The organism is Streptomyces sp. NPDC087300, assembly GCF_044744425.1.
GTDB lineage: Bacteria > Actinomycetota > Actinomycetes > Streptomycetales > Streptomycetaceae > Streptomyces.
Map to the genome: position 1 here is coordinate 676,015 of NZ_JBIUYI010000001.1, position 13,867 is coordinate 689,881.

General features: G+C 72.6%; 11 protein-coding genes. 4 read left to right on the forward strand and 7 right to left on the reverse strand.

Features of this window, described 5'->3' with window-relative positions; genetic code table 11:
• Nucleotides 1-26: 26 nt before the first annotated feature.
• Nucleotides 27-1,682: an ABC transporter permease gene (locus ACIO9J_RS02860; protein WP_401991454.1), complete on the forward strand. Its 1,656-nt coding sequence runs from the start codon at nt 27-29 to the stop codon at nt 1,680-1,682.
• Here the strand turns inward: ACIO9J_RS02860 and ACIO9J_RS02865 are convergent.
• The 3 genes from ACIO9J_RS02865 to ACIO9J_RS02875 all read right to left on the reverse strand — a co-directional run bounded on the left by ACIO9J_RS02865 (nt 1,648) and on the right by ACIO9J_RS02875 (nt 5,543).
• The gene (locus ACIO9J_RS02865; protein WP_401991457.1) at nt 1,648-3,048 is read right to left on the reverse strand and encodes an aminotransferase class V-fold PLP-dependent enzyme; all 1,401 of its coding nucleotides are present in this window, start codon (nt 3,046-3,048) and stop codon (nt 1,648-1,650) included. The genes ACIO9J_RS02860 and ACIO9J_RS02865 overlap by 35 nt on opposite strands.
• A gap of 193 nt (nt 3,049-3,241) precedes the next feature.
• Nucleotides 3,242-4,651 (reverse strand): VCBS repeat-containing protein, encoded by a 1,410-nt coding sequence (locus tag ACIO9J_RS02870; RefSeq protein WP_401991460.1) that lies wholly within the window; start codon nt 4,649-4,651, stop codon nt 3,242-3,244.
• 226 nt (nt 4,652-4,877) lie between these two features.
• Nucleotides 4,878-5,543 (reverse strand): alpha/beta fold hydrolase, encoded by a 666-nt coding sequence (locus ACIO9J_RS02875; protein WP_401991463.1) that lies wholly within the window; start codon nt 5,541-5,543, stop codon nt 4,878-4,880.
• Between the two features lie 290 nt (nt 5,544-5,833).
• On the opposite strand from ACIO9J_RS02875, the gene ACIO9J_RS02880 reads away from it, so the two are divergent.
• Nucleotides 5,834-6,784 (forward strand): hypothetical protein, encoded by a 951-nt coding sequence (locus ACIO9J_RS02880; RefSeq protein ID WP_401991466.1) that lies wholly within the window; start codon nt 5,834-5,836, stop codon nt 6,782-6,784.
• A gap of 25 nt (nt 6,785-6,809) precedes the next feature.
• Here ACIO9J_RS02880 and ACIO9J_RS02885 read toward each other — a convergent pair whose 3' ends face one another.
• Both ACIO9J_RS02885 and ACIO9J_RS02890 read right to left on the reverse strand, forming a co-directional pair.
• Nucleotides 6,810-7,457, reverse strand: coding sequence for a response regulator (locus ACIO9J_RS02885; protein ID WP_401991469.1), 648 nt, complete (start codon nt 7,455-7,457; stop codon nt 6,810-6,812).
• On the reverse strand, nt 7,454-8,716 hold the full coding sequence (locus ACIO9J_RS02890) for a sensor histidine kinase (RefSeq protein ID WP_401991472.1): 1,263 nt from the start codon (nt 8,714-8,716) through the stop codon (nt 7,454-7,456). The genes ACIO9J_RS02885 and ACIO9J_RS02890 overlap by 4 nt, the downstream gene beginning before the upstream one ends.
• Before the next feature lie 154 nt (nt 8,717-8,870).
• On the opposite strand from ACIO9J_RS02890, the gene ACIO9J_RS02895 reads away from it, so the two are divergent.
• Nucleotides 8,871-9,635: an ABC transporter ATP-binding protein gene (locus ACIO9J_RS02895; RefSeq protein WP_401991474.1), complete on the forward strand. Its 765-nt coding sequence runs from the start codon at nt 8,871-8,873 to the stop codon at nt 9,633-9,635.
• An 11-nt stretch (nt 9,636-9,646) separates the two neighbouring features.
• Nucleotides 9,647-12,148 carry an ABC transporter permease gene (locus ACIO9J_RS02900; protein WP_401991477.1) on the forward strand — a complete coding sequence of 834 codons (2,502 nt, stop codon included), beginning with the start codon at nt 9,647-9,649 and terminating at the stop codon, nt 12,146-12,148.
• Between the two features lie 55 nt (nt 12,149-12,203).
• Here the strand turns inward: ACIO9J_RS02900 and ACIO9J_RS02905 are convergent, their stop codons facing one another.
• The gene (locus tag ACIO9J_RS02905; protein WP_401991480.1) at nt 12,204-12,977 is read right to left on the reverse strand and encodes a polysaccharide deacetylase family protein; all 774 of its coding nucleotides are present in this window, start codon (nt 12,975-12,977) and stop codon (nt 12,204-12,206) included.
• Nucleotides 12,978-13,266: 289 nt separating this feature from the next.
• Nucleotides 13,267-13,755, reverse strand: coding sequence for an RrF2 family transcriptional regulator (locus ACIO9J_RS02910; protein ID WP_401991483.1), 489 nt, complete (start codon nt 13,753-13,755; stop codon nt 13,267-13,269).
• Nucleotides 13,756-13,867 lie beyond the last annotated feature (112 nt).

Consider the following 13,867-nt stretch of genomic DNA (forward strand, 5'->3'; position numbering starts at 1 on the left):
GGCGGCGGGGACGGGAGGGGCGCGACATGGTGACGACCGGGGAACAGCCGGGGGTGGAGCTCTCGGCGCGCGGGGTCGAACTGGTCCTGCCGGGCGGCGGTGTGGCGCTGTCCGGCATCGACGTGCCGACGCTCGCCCCGGGGCAGGTCCTCGGCATCGCGGGCGGCAGCGGCGCAGGGAAGACGCTGCTGCTCGAAGTGCTCGCCGGGCTCCGGATACCCCGGCGCGGCCAGGTGTCGGTCCGGGCGGCAGGCGGCGGCGAGCGGGCGCCGCGCTACGGCTTCGTACCGCAGGACGACATCGTGCACCGCGCGCTGCCGCTGCGCGTCGCCCTGGAGTACGCGGCCCGGCTGCGCGGCACCGACCCCGGTGAAGTGCCGCTCGTGCTGGCAGAGTTGGGGCTCTCGGAGGCCGCGGAGCAGCCGGTGCGGACGCTCAGCGGCGGGCAGCGCAAGCGGGCGAGCATCGCGATCGAGCTGCTCTCCCGGCCGGGGCTGCTCTTCCTCGACGAGCCGACCTCGGGGCTCGACCCGCTGGCCGGGGCGCAGTTGACGCGGTATCTGACCGGGCTCGCGGCCAAGGGCGTCACCGTCGTCTTCACCACGCACACGCCCGCCGATCTGCACCACTGCGACCAGGTCATGTTCATCGCACCGAACGGCCGCCCCGGCCCGTCGGGGACGCCTGCCGCGTTGGCCGAGCTGTCCCCCGACGGCACCTTCGAGGCGCTGTACTCCGTGGAGACGCCGTCGGGCGGCGAGCTCGCGCCGCCGTCACCGGCCGCGCCCACCGCCGCCGCCCGCTTCGCGCCCGCGACCGGCCGGCTGCGCCAGTGGGCGGTGCTGACCGGCCGCGATCTGCGGCTGCTGCGGCACGACCGGCTGACCGCGGCCATCACCGTCGGCTCGCCGCTGGTCATCATCGCGATGTTCGCGCTGCTGTTCCGTCCGGGTGTCTTCGATCCCGTGCATCCCTCGCCCGCCGCCTCCGCGATGGTGCTGTTCTGGATCGCGTTCGGCGCGTTCTTCTTCGGTCTCGCCTACGGACTCCCGCAGATCTGCGGCGAGTTGGCCGTGGTGCGCCGGGAGCGCAGGACCGTGCTGCGGCTGTGGCCGTATCTGCTGGCCAAGCTCACCGTCCTCGGCCCCGTCCTGCTGCTCGCCGACGCGCTGCTGCTCGTGGTGCTGCGCGCCCTCGACCGACTGCCCGCGGCCGAACCGGCCGTCCACGCCTCACTGTTCGCGACGACGGCGCTCGCCTCGTTCGCCGCGCTCGCGCTCGGCCTGTGCTGTTCGGCGCTCGTCTCGGAGCCGAGCCAGGCCGCCCTGGTGCTGCCGTTGCTCTGCTTTCCCCAGGTGCTCTTCTCGGGGGCGTTCGTGCCGGTGCCTGACATGGCGGCGGGCGGGCGCTGGATCAGCTTCGCGATGACCAACCGGTGGGCGTTCGAGGCCCTCGGCTCCGGCGCCGATCTGGAGACGCTGTGGCGGGGCGGCAGCGCGGAGGGCCGGACGCTGCTCGGCTCCTACGGGGACAGCTTCGGCCACCCGGCGTGGGTGGGCTGGGTGATCCTCGCCGGGTGCGCCGTCGTGCTGCTCACCGCCGCCTGGCTGGTGCTGCGGCGGCGCTGTCCGACGTCGGCGCACCGGCTCAGCACGTCAGACGCGGCGCCAGTTCGCCCCTGAAGGGCGTGGCGGCGGCGAAGGTGGCGTGCAGGAAGTCGACGAACCTGTCGATGTCCGACGCCACGTTCGCGATGCCGGGCGAGACGCGCACGGCGCCGCCGGACGGCAGGCCGAGGCGCTGGATGTACCCGTCGATGGTCTCGGCGCGCCACCGCCCCGGACCCGTGCGCCGCAACATGCGCGGCGCTATGGCGAAGGCCTCCTCGCCCGCGCCCGGATTGCAGAAGCACCCGGTGCGTACCGAGATGCCCGCCGCCGCGCACTCGCGGGCCACGATCCGCTCGTCGACGACCCTGCCCCGGCCGTCCAGGACGTTCAGCGCGACCGTGCCGCCGCGCGCCTCGGTGCCGCGCGGGCCGTAGACGCGGACCAGCGGCCTGCCGTCCGGGTGCCGGAGTCCGGCCAGTGCCTTCAGGAGACGCCCGGTCAGCACGGTGACGTGCTCGGCCACCGCGTCGGCGCCCACCTCGTCGTACCAGTCGAGTCCGGCCGTGATCTGGGGTATGGCGTGGAAGTCGGGCGTGCCGTCCTCGAAGGCCGCGGGTGCCTGCGCCATGCGGTGCCAGTGCGCCCGGGAGCTGACCACCTGGATGGTGCCGCCCGCGAACCAGGGCCTGCGCAGCCGGGCGAGCGCGTCGCGCCGGGCCACCAGGCTGCCCACGCCCGACGGGTAGCCGAAGACCTTGTACCAGCTGGCGACCACGAAGTCCGCGGGCACCTTGCGCAGTGACAGCTTTCCGGTCGGCAGGTACGCCGCCGCGTCCAGGAGCGTGTCCCAGCCGGCCGCCCGCGCCCCGGCCACCCACTCCAGCGGATGCCGTACGCCGGTGAAGTTGCTCTGCGCCGGATAGCAGAAGAGCCCCCGGTGCCGGCCGGTGAGCGCCCTGCGTAACGCCGCACCGGAGACGCGCAGTTCGTCTCCCTTGAACGGGACGAGGCCCACCTTCGCGCGTGCGGCCCTGGCGAACTCCCGTACGCCGTTGACGGAGTTGTGGTTGTCCTGCGTGAGCAGCAGCGCGCCCTGGCCCCTGCGGAACGGATAGGCCTCGGCGACCAGCTTGACGGCCTGCGAGGCGTTCGCCGTGAACACCACCGTGTACTCGGCCGGGTCGGCGTCGAGGAACCTCAGGACCCGGAGCCTGGCCTCCTCCACGAGCGCGGTCGACGCGGCGGACGCGGGGCTCTCGGTGTGCGGATTGCCGTACGCCTGGGCACCGAGGCGCGCGGCCTGCGCCCTGGCGAGGCCGCGTGGCACCGGCGCGGTGCCGGTGTGGTCGAGATAGACCTGTCCGGTCTCGTCGAGATACCCGAACTCCTCGGCGCGCAGCCGTTCGAAGAACGCGGCATCCTTGCGGTCCACCGTCATCTGCCACCCCCCGTCCCGGCGGTCGGGGCCGCGATCCCATGGATCCCGCCGGGCACCCCGCCCGCACGACGCGCGTGGAGCGAGCGCGCCTGTCCGCAGGGTCTGCCATCGGCGCACGGCTGTCCAGACCGCACCGGGTGACGTGTGCCGGTGCGTCCGCACCGGCACACGTCAGGATCAGTACGCGTTCGGATCAGTACGCGCTCGTCGGCATCGACCGGCCGAAGTAGGTGTACGGCTCCTTGGAGAGCCCCGCGGTCGCCGCCGAGAAGCTCACCGCGTGCGAGGAGCTGATCCCGTCGGCCGCACCGCGCAGGCTCCACAGCGCGCCGTTGCTCGTGTTCTCCATGGGCGCGGCGGCGGCCAGGTCGGCGCGGCCGTCGCGGTTGGTGTCGGTCAGGCGCACGGCGGAGCCGAAGCGGTCGTACGGCTCGTTCGCGCCGGGCACCCCCGCACTCCCCTGGTGGACCACCTGCGATCCGGTGCCGGTGAGGCCGTCGGCCGAGCCGCGCAGGACGACGACCTCGCCCGTGTTGGCCACCGAGTCGACGGTCTCGAACTCGACGCCCACCGCCACGTCGTCGAAGCCGTCGCCGTCCACGTCGCCCGCCGCGACGGCCTCGCCGAAGGCGTCCTCGGACTCGGTGACGCCCGGCACGCCGGGGCTGTCCTGGGTGAGGGTGCGCCGCCGGGACGTCGTCAGGCCTTCGGCGCCACCCGCGTAGGCGGTGACCGTGTTGGCGTCGGGCGAGCCGACGATCAGGTCGTCCTTGCCGTCGCCGTCGAAGTCCCCCGTGGCGGCCGCGTGGGCCTCGTCCGGCAGGACCGTGGCGGTGCCGGACGCGCCGGGGTAGACGAGCGAGGCGCCGTCGAAGCTGCCGTCCTCGTCGTAGCGGCCACCGACGACCAGGTCGTCCTTGCCGTCACCGTCGAAGTCCCCCGCCGTCAGGGCGCGGTAGTAGTCGGAGCCGTCGGGCGCGATGTCGGTGCTCAGCTCGCGGTGGCCCGCGGCGCCCGTCTTCGTCACGCCGTCGAAGATCCATACGTCGTCGCCGCCGGTGCCGACGGCCAGCTCGGGCCGTCCGTCGCCGTCGAAGTCGCCGACGGCGAGGCGGTTGCCGAAGAGGTCGTGCGCGGCGGGCGCGGGATCGGCGAGCGTCGTACCACCGGAGAGCCCGGACTTCGCACCCCACAGGACGGCCACGGTGCCGCCGTCCGCGTCGCCGTCGACCGTCTCGTGCGGGGTGCCCGCGACGACGTCGGTGTAGCCGTCACCGTTCAGGTCACCGGTCGCGAGCGCCGATCCGAACATGTCGTTCTCCTCGGCGGCACCGGGGACTCCGGCCGAGTTCTGCGTGACGATCTGGACGCGGCCCGCCGAGATTCCGTCGACCGAGCCGGTGTTCACGACGATCGCGCCCGCGCGCGGTACGCCCGAGACACCGGCCTCGGACGCGGTGACGAGGTCGCCGTAACCGTCCCCGTTCACGTCGCTCGGTCCGCCGGGCGAAGTGGCGGGCGCGGCATGGGCGGAGGTGGCGGCGAGCAGGCCGGCTGCGAGAGCGACGGCCACGGCGGGGGCGGTACGGAGGCGGTAGTGCATGGGCCCTTCTCTGTCGATGGAGTGGGCCGACTCCCCCGCCCCACTCACGGCAGGCGGGGATCGGTCCCCGGTCCCAAGGACCTGATCGACGGCAAGACACGCATGCGACTCGAAAGGTTGCACGGGACAGGAGAGGTCGCACGAGACGGGAGGGGAAATCGTGACGTCACGGGCGTCCACCTCGGGCCTCCGTCTCGGGCGCCACCGCGGGCGCCCACCGCGGGCATCAGCGGGCGCGGTGCTCCACGAGCCAGTCCAGCGCGTCGGCACCGGCGTCGAGCACGGAGATGTGGCCGTCCGCCGGGCGTACCCGCAGTTCCGCCGTGGGGCAGTGGCGCGCGAGCCACTGGCTGTGCGCGCTGGGCACGACCCGGTCCTGCGCTCCGTGCAGCAGGAGGACGGGTGCGCTCACCCGCCCGGGGTCGAAGCCCCACGGGGAGACGTAGGCCAGGTCGTCGTCGATCAGCCCGCCGGGACCCGCCGCCATGGCGGGACCGACGACGGCGCCGAACCAGGACCACTCGGCGGCGAGCGCGGCATGGTCCGCCGCGGTGAACATCGCCGGGTCGTAGGCGGCGGACGACTCGTGGGTCTCCTTCGCCAGGCGGCCCTCCGACGCGGCGCGCAGCGACGCGGCACCGGATTCGTTCATGCCCGCGAACCAGTCGAGCCCCTCGGCGCCGAACGGCGCGAGCCCGGACACGCCGACCACGCCGACCACGCGCTCCGGCAGCAGCGCGCCGCAGGCCAGTGCGTGCGGACCGCCGCCGGAGTGGCCCATCACCGCGAACCCGCCGATGCCCAGCGCATCGGCGACGGCGGACACTTCCTCGGCCGCCGATGCCACGTTCCTGCCCGGTCGCCCCCTGACGTCCGGGCGTCCCTGTCCCACCTAGTCCGTCCCGGTCCGTCCGGGCCGGGAACCCCTACCCCGATGTTATGGGTACATGACATTAGGCAGGGGGTCCCTGGGGCAATACGTTGCTTGGCGGGCGACGGGCGGTGCGGTTGCCCGCCACGGGCGGGCGACGGGAGGGTGCCGCTCCCGTCGCACGGTGGCGACGAGGCATCGCTTCCCTCGCCCGGTGGCGACGAGGTGCCGCTTCCGTCGCCCGTCGGCGACGGGGGTGCCGCTCCCGTCGCCGGCCGCCCTCCGCGCGATCGCTTCGAGAAGGGGTCCTCGTGAGCCGCAGACTCTCCGCCCGCCTCCTGACCGCATGTCTTGTCCTGGCCCTCGGCTCGGGCACCGCGGTCGCCGCCGCCCCCGCGCCTGACGGTCCCGCACAGGCCGCGGCCCCCGAGCCCTACTGCTACGACGAACCGTCGCAGCCGAACGCCGATCTCAGCGACCTCAAGGCCTCCTTCAACTCCTCGAACTGGATGCGGACCCTCCAGGCCATGTACAAGCGCCGCTGGCCCAGCGGGGAGGCGCTGGCGATCGCCCAGGCCGGCGACCAGTACTGGGACCAGTTCGTGGACAAGCGGAGCTTCGACGGGTTCGCCGAGTCGATGATGGTGGCGATCCACGAGGAGACCCACATGTGGGACCTCGACCCGTCCCGCACCCGGTGGGACGTCAGCATCGCGGCGTGGATCAACGGCGGTCAGCAGGCGCTCACGGTGCCCGTGCACGGCGGCTTCCCGCGCAAGGAGATCCTGCCGCTGATCAAGGACAAGCTCAGCTCCTCCATGGACGACATCTATCTGCGCGACGCGACGCAGGGGTCCTACCGACTCCAGGGCGTCCTCGCGGAGCAGAACGCCGGGCTGACCGGACTGCCCGCGGTCACCGTCCTCCAGGAGTACATCAAGGGCGTCGGCGCCAGTAACGCCCGCGACATCGCCGCCACCAACCTGCGGTACCTGCTGCTCTATCTGCGCGTGGCGAAGGACAAGCACCCCACGTACTGGGCGCAGATCAAGGCCGAGCCCAAGCTGCGCGACCTGGTCCTGACCCAATTCCTGCGCACCGCCTACTGGTTGGAGAAGTCCGCGCCGTACACCGGCAAGCTGGGCAGCAAGGACGCCGACAAGATCACCGCGACGAACTACGCCCCGGAGAACATCGCCGTCCTGGAGGAGTTCACCGGCCGAAAGGTCCGCGTGGACGCCCAGAAGAACTGCACCGCCTGAGCAGCCCGCCGCGCCGGGTCCGGCCTCAGCTCATCCCCGCGTCGCGCACGAGCAGCGCCACCTGGACCCGGTTGGCGAGCCCGAGCTTGGCCAGGGCGCGGCTCACATGGGACTTCACCGTGCCCTCGCTCATGGCGAGCGCACGGCCGATCTCGGCGTTGGAGAGGCCCCTGGCCACGGCGCGGACCACTTCCTCCTCGCGGTCGGTGAGCACCGCGAGCCTCGCACGCGCGTTCGCGGACTCCCCCGATTCCAGTCCGGCGAACCGGTCGATCAGCCGCTTGGTGATCCGCGGGGTGAGCATCGCGCTGCCCTCGTCGACCGTCCGCACGGCGGCGGCGAGATCGCGCGGCGAGGTGTCCTTGAGGAGGAACCCGGCCGCGCCGTCGCGCAGCGCGGTGTGCACGTAGTCGTCGAGGTCGAAGGTGGTCAGCATGATGACGCCGGGGGCGTTGTGCGAGCGGCGCAGTTCCTTGAGCGCGGTCAGTCCGTCCATGCCGGGCATGCGTACGTCCATGAGGACGACGTCGGGGCGGTAGCTTGCGACCGCCGTGACCGCCTCGGCCCCGTCGCCCGCCTCCGCGACCACCTCGATGCCGTCGGCCGGTGCCAGGATCATGCGCAGCCCGGCCCGCACCAGCGCTTCGTCGTCGACGATCAGGACCCGGATCATTTCTGTTCCTCCATGGCGTGCGGGGTGTCGTGCGCCGGTGTGTCGTCGGGCCGGGGAAGGGGCAGTCGCGCCCGCACCGAGAAGCCGCCGCCCACCCTCGGCCGCGCGGTGAACTCGCCGTCGAGCAGCTCGACGCGTTCGCGCAGGCCGACCAGTCCCATGCCGCTGCCGGGGAGCGACTCCACGGATCGCGAGGGGACTTCGTTGTGCACGGCGATCTCCAGCGCGCGGTCGTGGTAGCGGACGACGACCTCGGTGCCGGCCGATCCGGCGTGCTTGTGCACATTGGTGAGGGCTTCCTGGACCACGCGGTACGCGGCGTGTTCCAGGAGGGTGGGCAGCCGTTGCGGGGTGCCTTCGTCGCGTCTGCGGACGGTCATGCCCGCGGCCCGTGACTGGTCGAGCAGCCGCTCCAGGTCCACCAGCGTGGGCTGCGGCCCCAGGGCGACGCCTTCGCCGTCCGCGGCCTTCAACACACCGATGACGTCCCTGAGTTGACTCAAGGCCTCCCGTCCCGTGGTCCGGATGAGCTCCGCCCCGAGCGCGGTCCCCTCGTCCTTCGCGTTGACCTCCAGGGCACCGGCGTGCAGCACCATCAGGGACACCCGGTGGGCGACCACGTCGTGCATGTCCCTGGCGATCCTGGCGCGTTCCTGGAGGCGCGCCTGTTCCGCGCGGGCCGCCTGCTCCCGCTCCAGCTGTTCCGCCCGCTCGTGCAGGGTCTCCAGCACGTCCCTGCGCGCCCTGTTCCACAGCCCGAGGGCGAAGGGCAGCCAGACGAAGAGACCGGCACCGCCCAGCGAGGAGAGCAGGTCCCCCCAGACGAACCCCGACAGCCCGACGGCCAGGCCCACGACCGTCGGCAGCACCGTGACCGCAGCGCCCGCCGCCACGTACGTCATCTGCCGGCGCGGTCGGCGCACGGTCGAGCCGACGACGTACGACGCGACGCACAGCGTGGCCGGGACGGAGGCGAGCACCCATGCGGCACTGCCGACCGCGACGACCGGCCAGCGCACGTCGGGCAGGACCCGGACGGCGACCACGGAGGCGACCGCGATGAGCACGGGCGGGATCAGCGCGGGCCACGACGTGTGCTCCGACTCCCCCGATGCGGAGAGGAGCGGGCGGCTGTCGACAGGGAGGAACGCGCCGACCGCCAGCAACACCGAGAGCAGGGCCGGTCCCCAGCGGTCAAGGCATCGGCGCAGGTGTGCGCGTGCTGCGGGCCCGGGGTCCTTCGGCGTACGTCGTGTCACACACCGAGCGTAAGGGCGCCCGGGAGACCGGTCCTCAGCCCCACGTCCGTACCCGACCCCGACGAAAGCTGAGCGCCCCCGTGACTTAAGTGGGGCCTGACCGTGGACTTTCCTGCGACGCGGCGGAGGCGTCCGCGCTCGCACACTCACCGTCATGACAGACAAGGCACGCAGCTCGGGAACGACGACAGCGGCGGTCCGCGCCTCGGGGCTCGGCAAGCACTACGGGTCAGGGGACGCGCGGGTGACCGCTCTCGCGGGCGTCGACGTGCGTTTCACACGCCAGGAGTTCACCGCCATCATGGGCCCATCGGGCTCGGGGAAGTCGACGCTGATGCACTGCGTCGCGGGTCTCGACAAGGCCGACGAGGGCTCGGTGTGGATCGGGGACACCGAGCTGACCGGGCTGAGCGACAACGCGCTGACCGATCTGCGCAGGGACCGCGTCGGCTTCGTGTTCCAGGCGTTCAACCTGCTGCCCACGCTCACCGCGCTGGAGAACATCCTGCTGCCGTTCGACCTCGCCGGGCGCAAGCCCGACATGGACGCGCTGGACAGGGTCGTCACCGCGGTGGCCCTCGGGGACCGGCTGCACCACCGCCCCGGCCAGCTGTCCGGCGGCCAGCAGCAACGGGTCGCCTGCGCGCGGGCCCTGGTGACGCGGCCTGACGTGGTGTTCGCCGACGAGCCGACCGGCGCGCTGGACTCCACCGCGTCCGCGGAGCTGCTCCGGTTCCTCCGGCAGAGCGTGGACGACCTCGGTCAGACCGTGGTGATGGTGACGCACGAGCCCGGCGCCGCCGCCTTCGCCGACCGGGTGCTCTTCCTCAAGGACGGCGCGCTCGTCGACGAGATCCTCGCGCCGACCGCGGACGGCGTCCTGGAACGCATGAAGTCCTTCGAAGGGTCCGTGGCCTGATGCTGAGGACCATGCTGCGCGATCTCCTCGCGCACAAGGGCCGCGTGGTGATGACGCTCGTGGCCATCGCCCTCGGCGTCACCGCGACGGTCGGCAGCTGGGTGGTGAGCGACTCCATCGCGGCGACGCTCGCCCCGCGCGAGACGCGGGACGACGTCGGGGTCGCGGTGCAGAGTCCCGGCAAGGCCCCGGTGTTCGGCGCGGCCGACCGCGACCGTCTCGCGAAACTTCCGGGCGTCGCCGAGGCCGGCGGCGTGCTCGTCGGGCGGGCCGGCCTCGTCGGGCACGACGGCAAACTGACCAAGGCGACCACGGTCCTCGACCGGGCGGGCACCAACTGGAGCAGCGAGACGCGCTTCACCGTCGACAAGGGTGAGGCACCCCGCGGCGAGGGCCAGGTCGCGCTCAACAAGTCCGATGCCGACAAGGCCGGTTACTCGGTGGGCGACACCGTGCGCGTCCTGCTGTCCGGCGGCCGCTCGGAGCACGCCGAGGTGACCGCGCTCTTCACGTACCACCGCCTGGGTCCCGAGGCGGAGACCGATTCGGACGGGGCGTCCGACGCCGTTCCGGTGGTGGCCTACGACGACGTCACCGCCGCGAAGCTCCTCGGTCCGCGCTTCCACCGCGTGGAGTTGACGGCCGCGTCGGGGACCGACCCCGCCGCGCTCGCGGACACCGTGCGCCGCGCGGTGCCGGCCGACTACCCGGTGGCGACGGGCGAGGCGCTCGCCGATGCCGCGGCCGCGCAGTCCGACGACCGGGCGGCCGACCTGCGGCTCACGACCTTGCCGTTCGCCGCCGTCGCGCTGCTGGTCGGCATGTTCGTCATCGCCAACACCTTCTCCCTGCTGGTCGTCCAGCGCACCCGGCAGTTCGCGCTGCTGCGTGCCGTGGGCGCGCGCAGGCGGCAGGTGCGGGGCGCGATCATCGTGGAGGCGGCCGTGCTCGGCGTCGGCGGCGGCGCCATCGGTTCGCTGGCCGGTGTCGCGATCGGACCGTTGCTGATCGACGTGATGCGGCCCGACGACGACATCGAGTTCACCGTCAGGCCGGTCGCGATCCTGCTGGGCTTCGGCGTCGCGGTGCTGGTGACGGTCCTCGCCGCGTACAACTCGGCGCGCCGCGCCGCCGCCGTGCCTCCGGTGGCCGCCCTGCGCACCGACGCGGTCGTCCCGCGTGAGTCCGCGCGGCGCAGGAACGTCATGGGCGCGGGCTTCCTGGCCCTCTCGACGGCGCTGGTCGTCGCCACGGCCGACCCGAGCTCGTCCAACATGCTGCGCGTCGTCGCGCTGGTCAGCGCGTTCCTCGGTGTCGTCGGCGTGATCCTGCTGGCCCCCTTCTTCGCCGGGCAGGTGCTGCGCGCCGCCACCAAGGTGCTCGGCGGACGGAGCGGCCCCGCCGTACGGCTCGGCCTGCGCGGCGCGGCCGGGGACCCGCGGCGCACGGCGGGCACCGCGACCGCCATCACCGTCGGGCTCGGCCTGGTGTGCGCGTTCGGCACGCTCAGCGCGTCCTTCTCCGATCTGATCGCCTCCACGACGCGCAGCAATGTGCCCCTCACGACCACCGTGTTGCAGTCGGCGGCGGGTGGCGGGTCGACCCTCACCCCGACGGAGGCGGACCGGGTCCGCGAGCTGCCGGGTGTCGACCACGTCGCCGCGAGCCGCGACGTGCTGGCCGGGCTGACCTACGCGGGCGGCAGGACCGAGCGGCGGATCTCCGCGATCGAACCGGCGGCGCTGAAGACGGTGCTCACGCCCGACATCACCGAGGGCAGCGCCGATCTGACCCGGGGCGTGGTCGTCTCGAAGAACCAGGCCGACATGCTGAACCTCGGCGTGGGCGACGAACTCACGCTGAAGCTGGACGACAGGACGTCGGTCACCCAGCCCGTCGTCGGCATCTACGACGCCACGGAACTCCAGGCGAGCATCTTCCTCGACGCGGCGAAGGCGCCGCGGGCGCTGCGCGACCGGATCAGCCTCCTGTACGCGTCGGGGGCCGACCCGGACAAGGCGCGCGCGAACATCGAGGCGGCGTTCCGCGACCGCCCCGACGTGTCGATCACGGATCGCGAGGGTCTTGTCCAACAGGGCGTGGACGAGCAGCGGTTCGCCTTCACGCTGATGTACGTCATGTTCGGTGTGGCGATCCTCATCGCGGTGTTCGGTGTCATCAACACGCTGGTGCTCTCCGTCATGGAGCGCACCCGTGAGATCGGGGTGATCCGCGCGGTGGGCGCCAGACGACTGCTCGTACGCCGGATGATCAGGTCGGAGTCGATCGCGATCTCCCTCTTCGGCGCGCTCCTGGGAGTGGCCGTGGGTGTTCCGGCGGGCGCCGTGATGCAGCACGCCATGTTCGGCCAGCGGCTGTGGGACTTCTCGATGCCGTACGTCACGATCGGCGTCGCCCTCGTCGGGATCACCGTGGCCGCCGTGCTCGCGGCGATGTGGCCGGCCCGACGGGCCGCGAACACGGACGTGTTGGCGGCGATCGGCGGCGAGTGAGCGGGCACGGGTGGTGTGCTCAGCGCACGAGGAGGGCTCAGCGCACGAAGTGGGCTCAGCGCACCGGGAAGCCGAAGGTGTACCCCTGCTCCTTGAGCCGGGGCAGGATGCGGCGCAGGGCCTCGACGGTCTGGGTGCGGTCGCCGCCCGCGTCGTGGAAGAGGAGCGTCGGCCCGTTGGGCAGCTCGCGCTCGACCGTGGCGACGATGGCGTCCGTGCCGGGGCGTTCGAAGTCCTTGGTGTCCACGTTCCAGCCCAGCGGGCGCATGCCGCGCGAAGCGGCGAGCTTGCGGCTGTAGGGGGTGAACGCGCCGCCGGGCGCCCGGTAGTACATGGGCCGTACGCCCCCGGACGCCTTGGTGATCATGCGTTCGGCGTCGAGTATCTGCTTCGACTGGTAGGCCTCGGTGTCCTTGTCCATGGCGGTGTTGTGCGACACCGTGTGGTCGCACAGCCGGTGCCCTGCCGCGACGACCTTCTTGACGACGTCCGGGTGGGCCTCCGCCTGCGTGCCCACCATGCAGAAGGTCGCCTTCACGTCGTACTGCCGCAGCAGATCGAGCATCAGCGGGGTCCACTTGGGGTCGGGGCCGTCGTCGATGGTGATGTTGACGCCGCGCTTCCCCGCCTCCGAGGCGTGCGCGATGGTCGGGGAGACCTTCTTGACGTCGCCGCCCGGCGCTGCGGGGGCGGTCGCCTCCGGTCCCGCGTCGTCGGCGTCACCGGCCTGCGCGGTCCACACCGAGGCACCGGTGGCGAGCATCGTCACCCCGACCGCTGCCCCGATCACCTTGCCGTACCAGCCCCGCCCACCGCTGTGCCGTGCCATGCCCGCCCCTTTTCGCGCAGTCCCTCGCCGATCTCCGGCCGCCGTGCGGCCACCTGGCAGGACGAGGAAAGGGGGCCGGGGGATCCCTCCGTTACAGATCACGGACAATTCCGGGAAAGATCACGGACAACTCGCCGCGATCCGCGGCCCCGACCGAGCCACGGGAAGGGTGCCGGTGGCTGACCCGGCGTCAAAGCGCACGTCGGGAACGGGGTGGTGACACACGGTCAGGAAGCGATGACGGCAGCCCTCGCCGCGACGACCCGGCGCGACGGGCGCGCGGATCGGCTCAGGCCGAGCGGGGCGCCTCGGTGAGCCAGGATCCGATGCCGGGGAGCGCCTCGGGACCGTTGTCGCTCTCCACCGATGCGGCGAGGTCGGCGATGGTGACGGCGGCGAGCGACGCCCGCCACGCGTCCTCGGCCGCGCCCATCGCACGGGCGATGGGGCACTGCTTGGCGCACTGCTCCGGCGGCGTCGCGAACGGGCCACGCTGACGGATCTCGGTGCAGACGAAGGCCGGATTGTCGCCGTCGACGGCCCGCACCACGTCGAGCAGCGTGATGTCCCCGGCCTCCTTCGTCAGGACATAGCCGCCCGTCTTGCCCTGGACGGAGCGCACCAGGCCCGCCCGGGAAAGGGCCTGCAACTGCTTGGCCAGATAGCTCGGCGACACCTCGTGCAGCTGCGCGAGGCGGGCGGCCGGCACGGGCTCGCTCGCCGCGGTCAGCACCACGCAGCAGTGCAGCGCCCATTCCACGCCGCCCGACATCTTCATACAGCCTCCCCGCCGTGACACCCCTGTCCGAAAGTCGCTTTGACTCGGACACAGGGTATCCGAGTACTATCTCGGATATCAGGTGTCCGAGTTTGCGCCCCGGGGGACGCGC

Excerpts from the sequence above, each read along its gene's own strand:
- ACIO9J_RS02860 (WP_401991454.1), top strand. The coding sequence starts at position 27 with ATGGTGACGACCGGGGAACAGCCGGGGGTGGAGCTCTCGGCGCGCGGG.
- ACIO9J_RS02865 (WP_401991457.1), bottom strand. The coding sequence starts at position 3,048 with ATGACGGTGGACCGCAAGGATGCCGCGTTCTTCGAACGGCTGCGCGCC.
- ACIO9J_RS02870 (WP_401991460.1), bottom strand. The coding sequence starts at position 4,651 with ATGCACTACCGCCTCCGTACCGCCCCCGCCGTGGCCGTCGCTCTCGCA.
- ACIO9J_RS02885 (WP_401991469.1), bottom strand. The coding sequence starts at position 7,457 with ATGATCCGGGTCCTGATCGTCGACGACGAAGCGCTGGTGCGGGCCGGG.
- ACIO9J_RS02895 (WP_401991474.1), top strand. The coding sequence starts at position 8,871 with ATGACAGACAAGGCACGCAGCTCGGGAACGACGACAGCGGCGGTCCGC.
- ACIO9J_RS02900 (WP_401991477.1), top strand. The coding sequence starts at position 9,647 with ATGCTGCGCGATCTCCTCGCGCACAAGGGCCGCGTGGTGATGACGCTC.
- ACIO9J_RS02905 (WP_401991480.1), bottom strand. The coding sequence starts at position 12,977 with ATGGCACGGCACAGCGGTGGGCGGGGCTGGTACGGCAAGGTGATCGGG.
- ACIO9J_RS02910 (WP_401991483.1), bottom strand. The coding sequence starts at position 13,755 with ATGAAGATGTCGGGCGGCGTGGAATGGGCGCTGCACTGCTGCGTGGTG.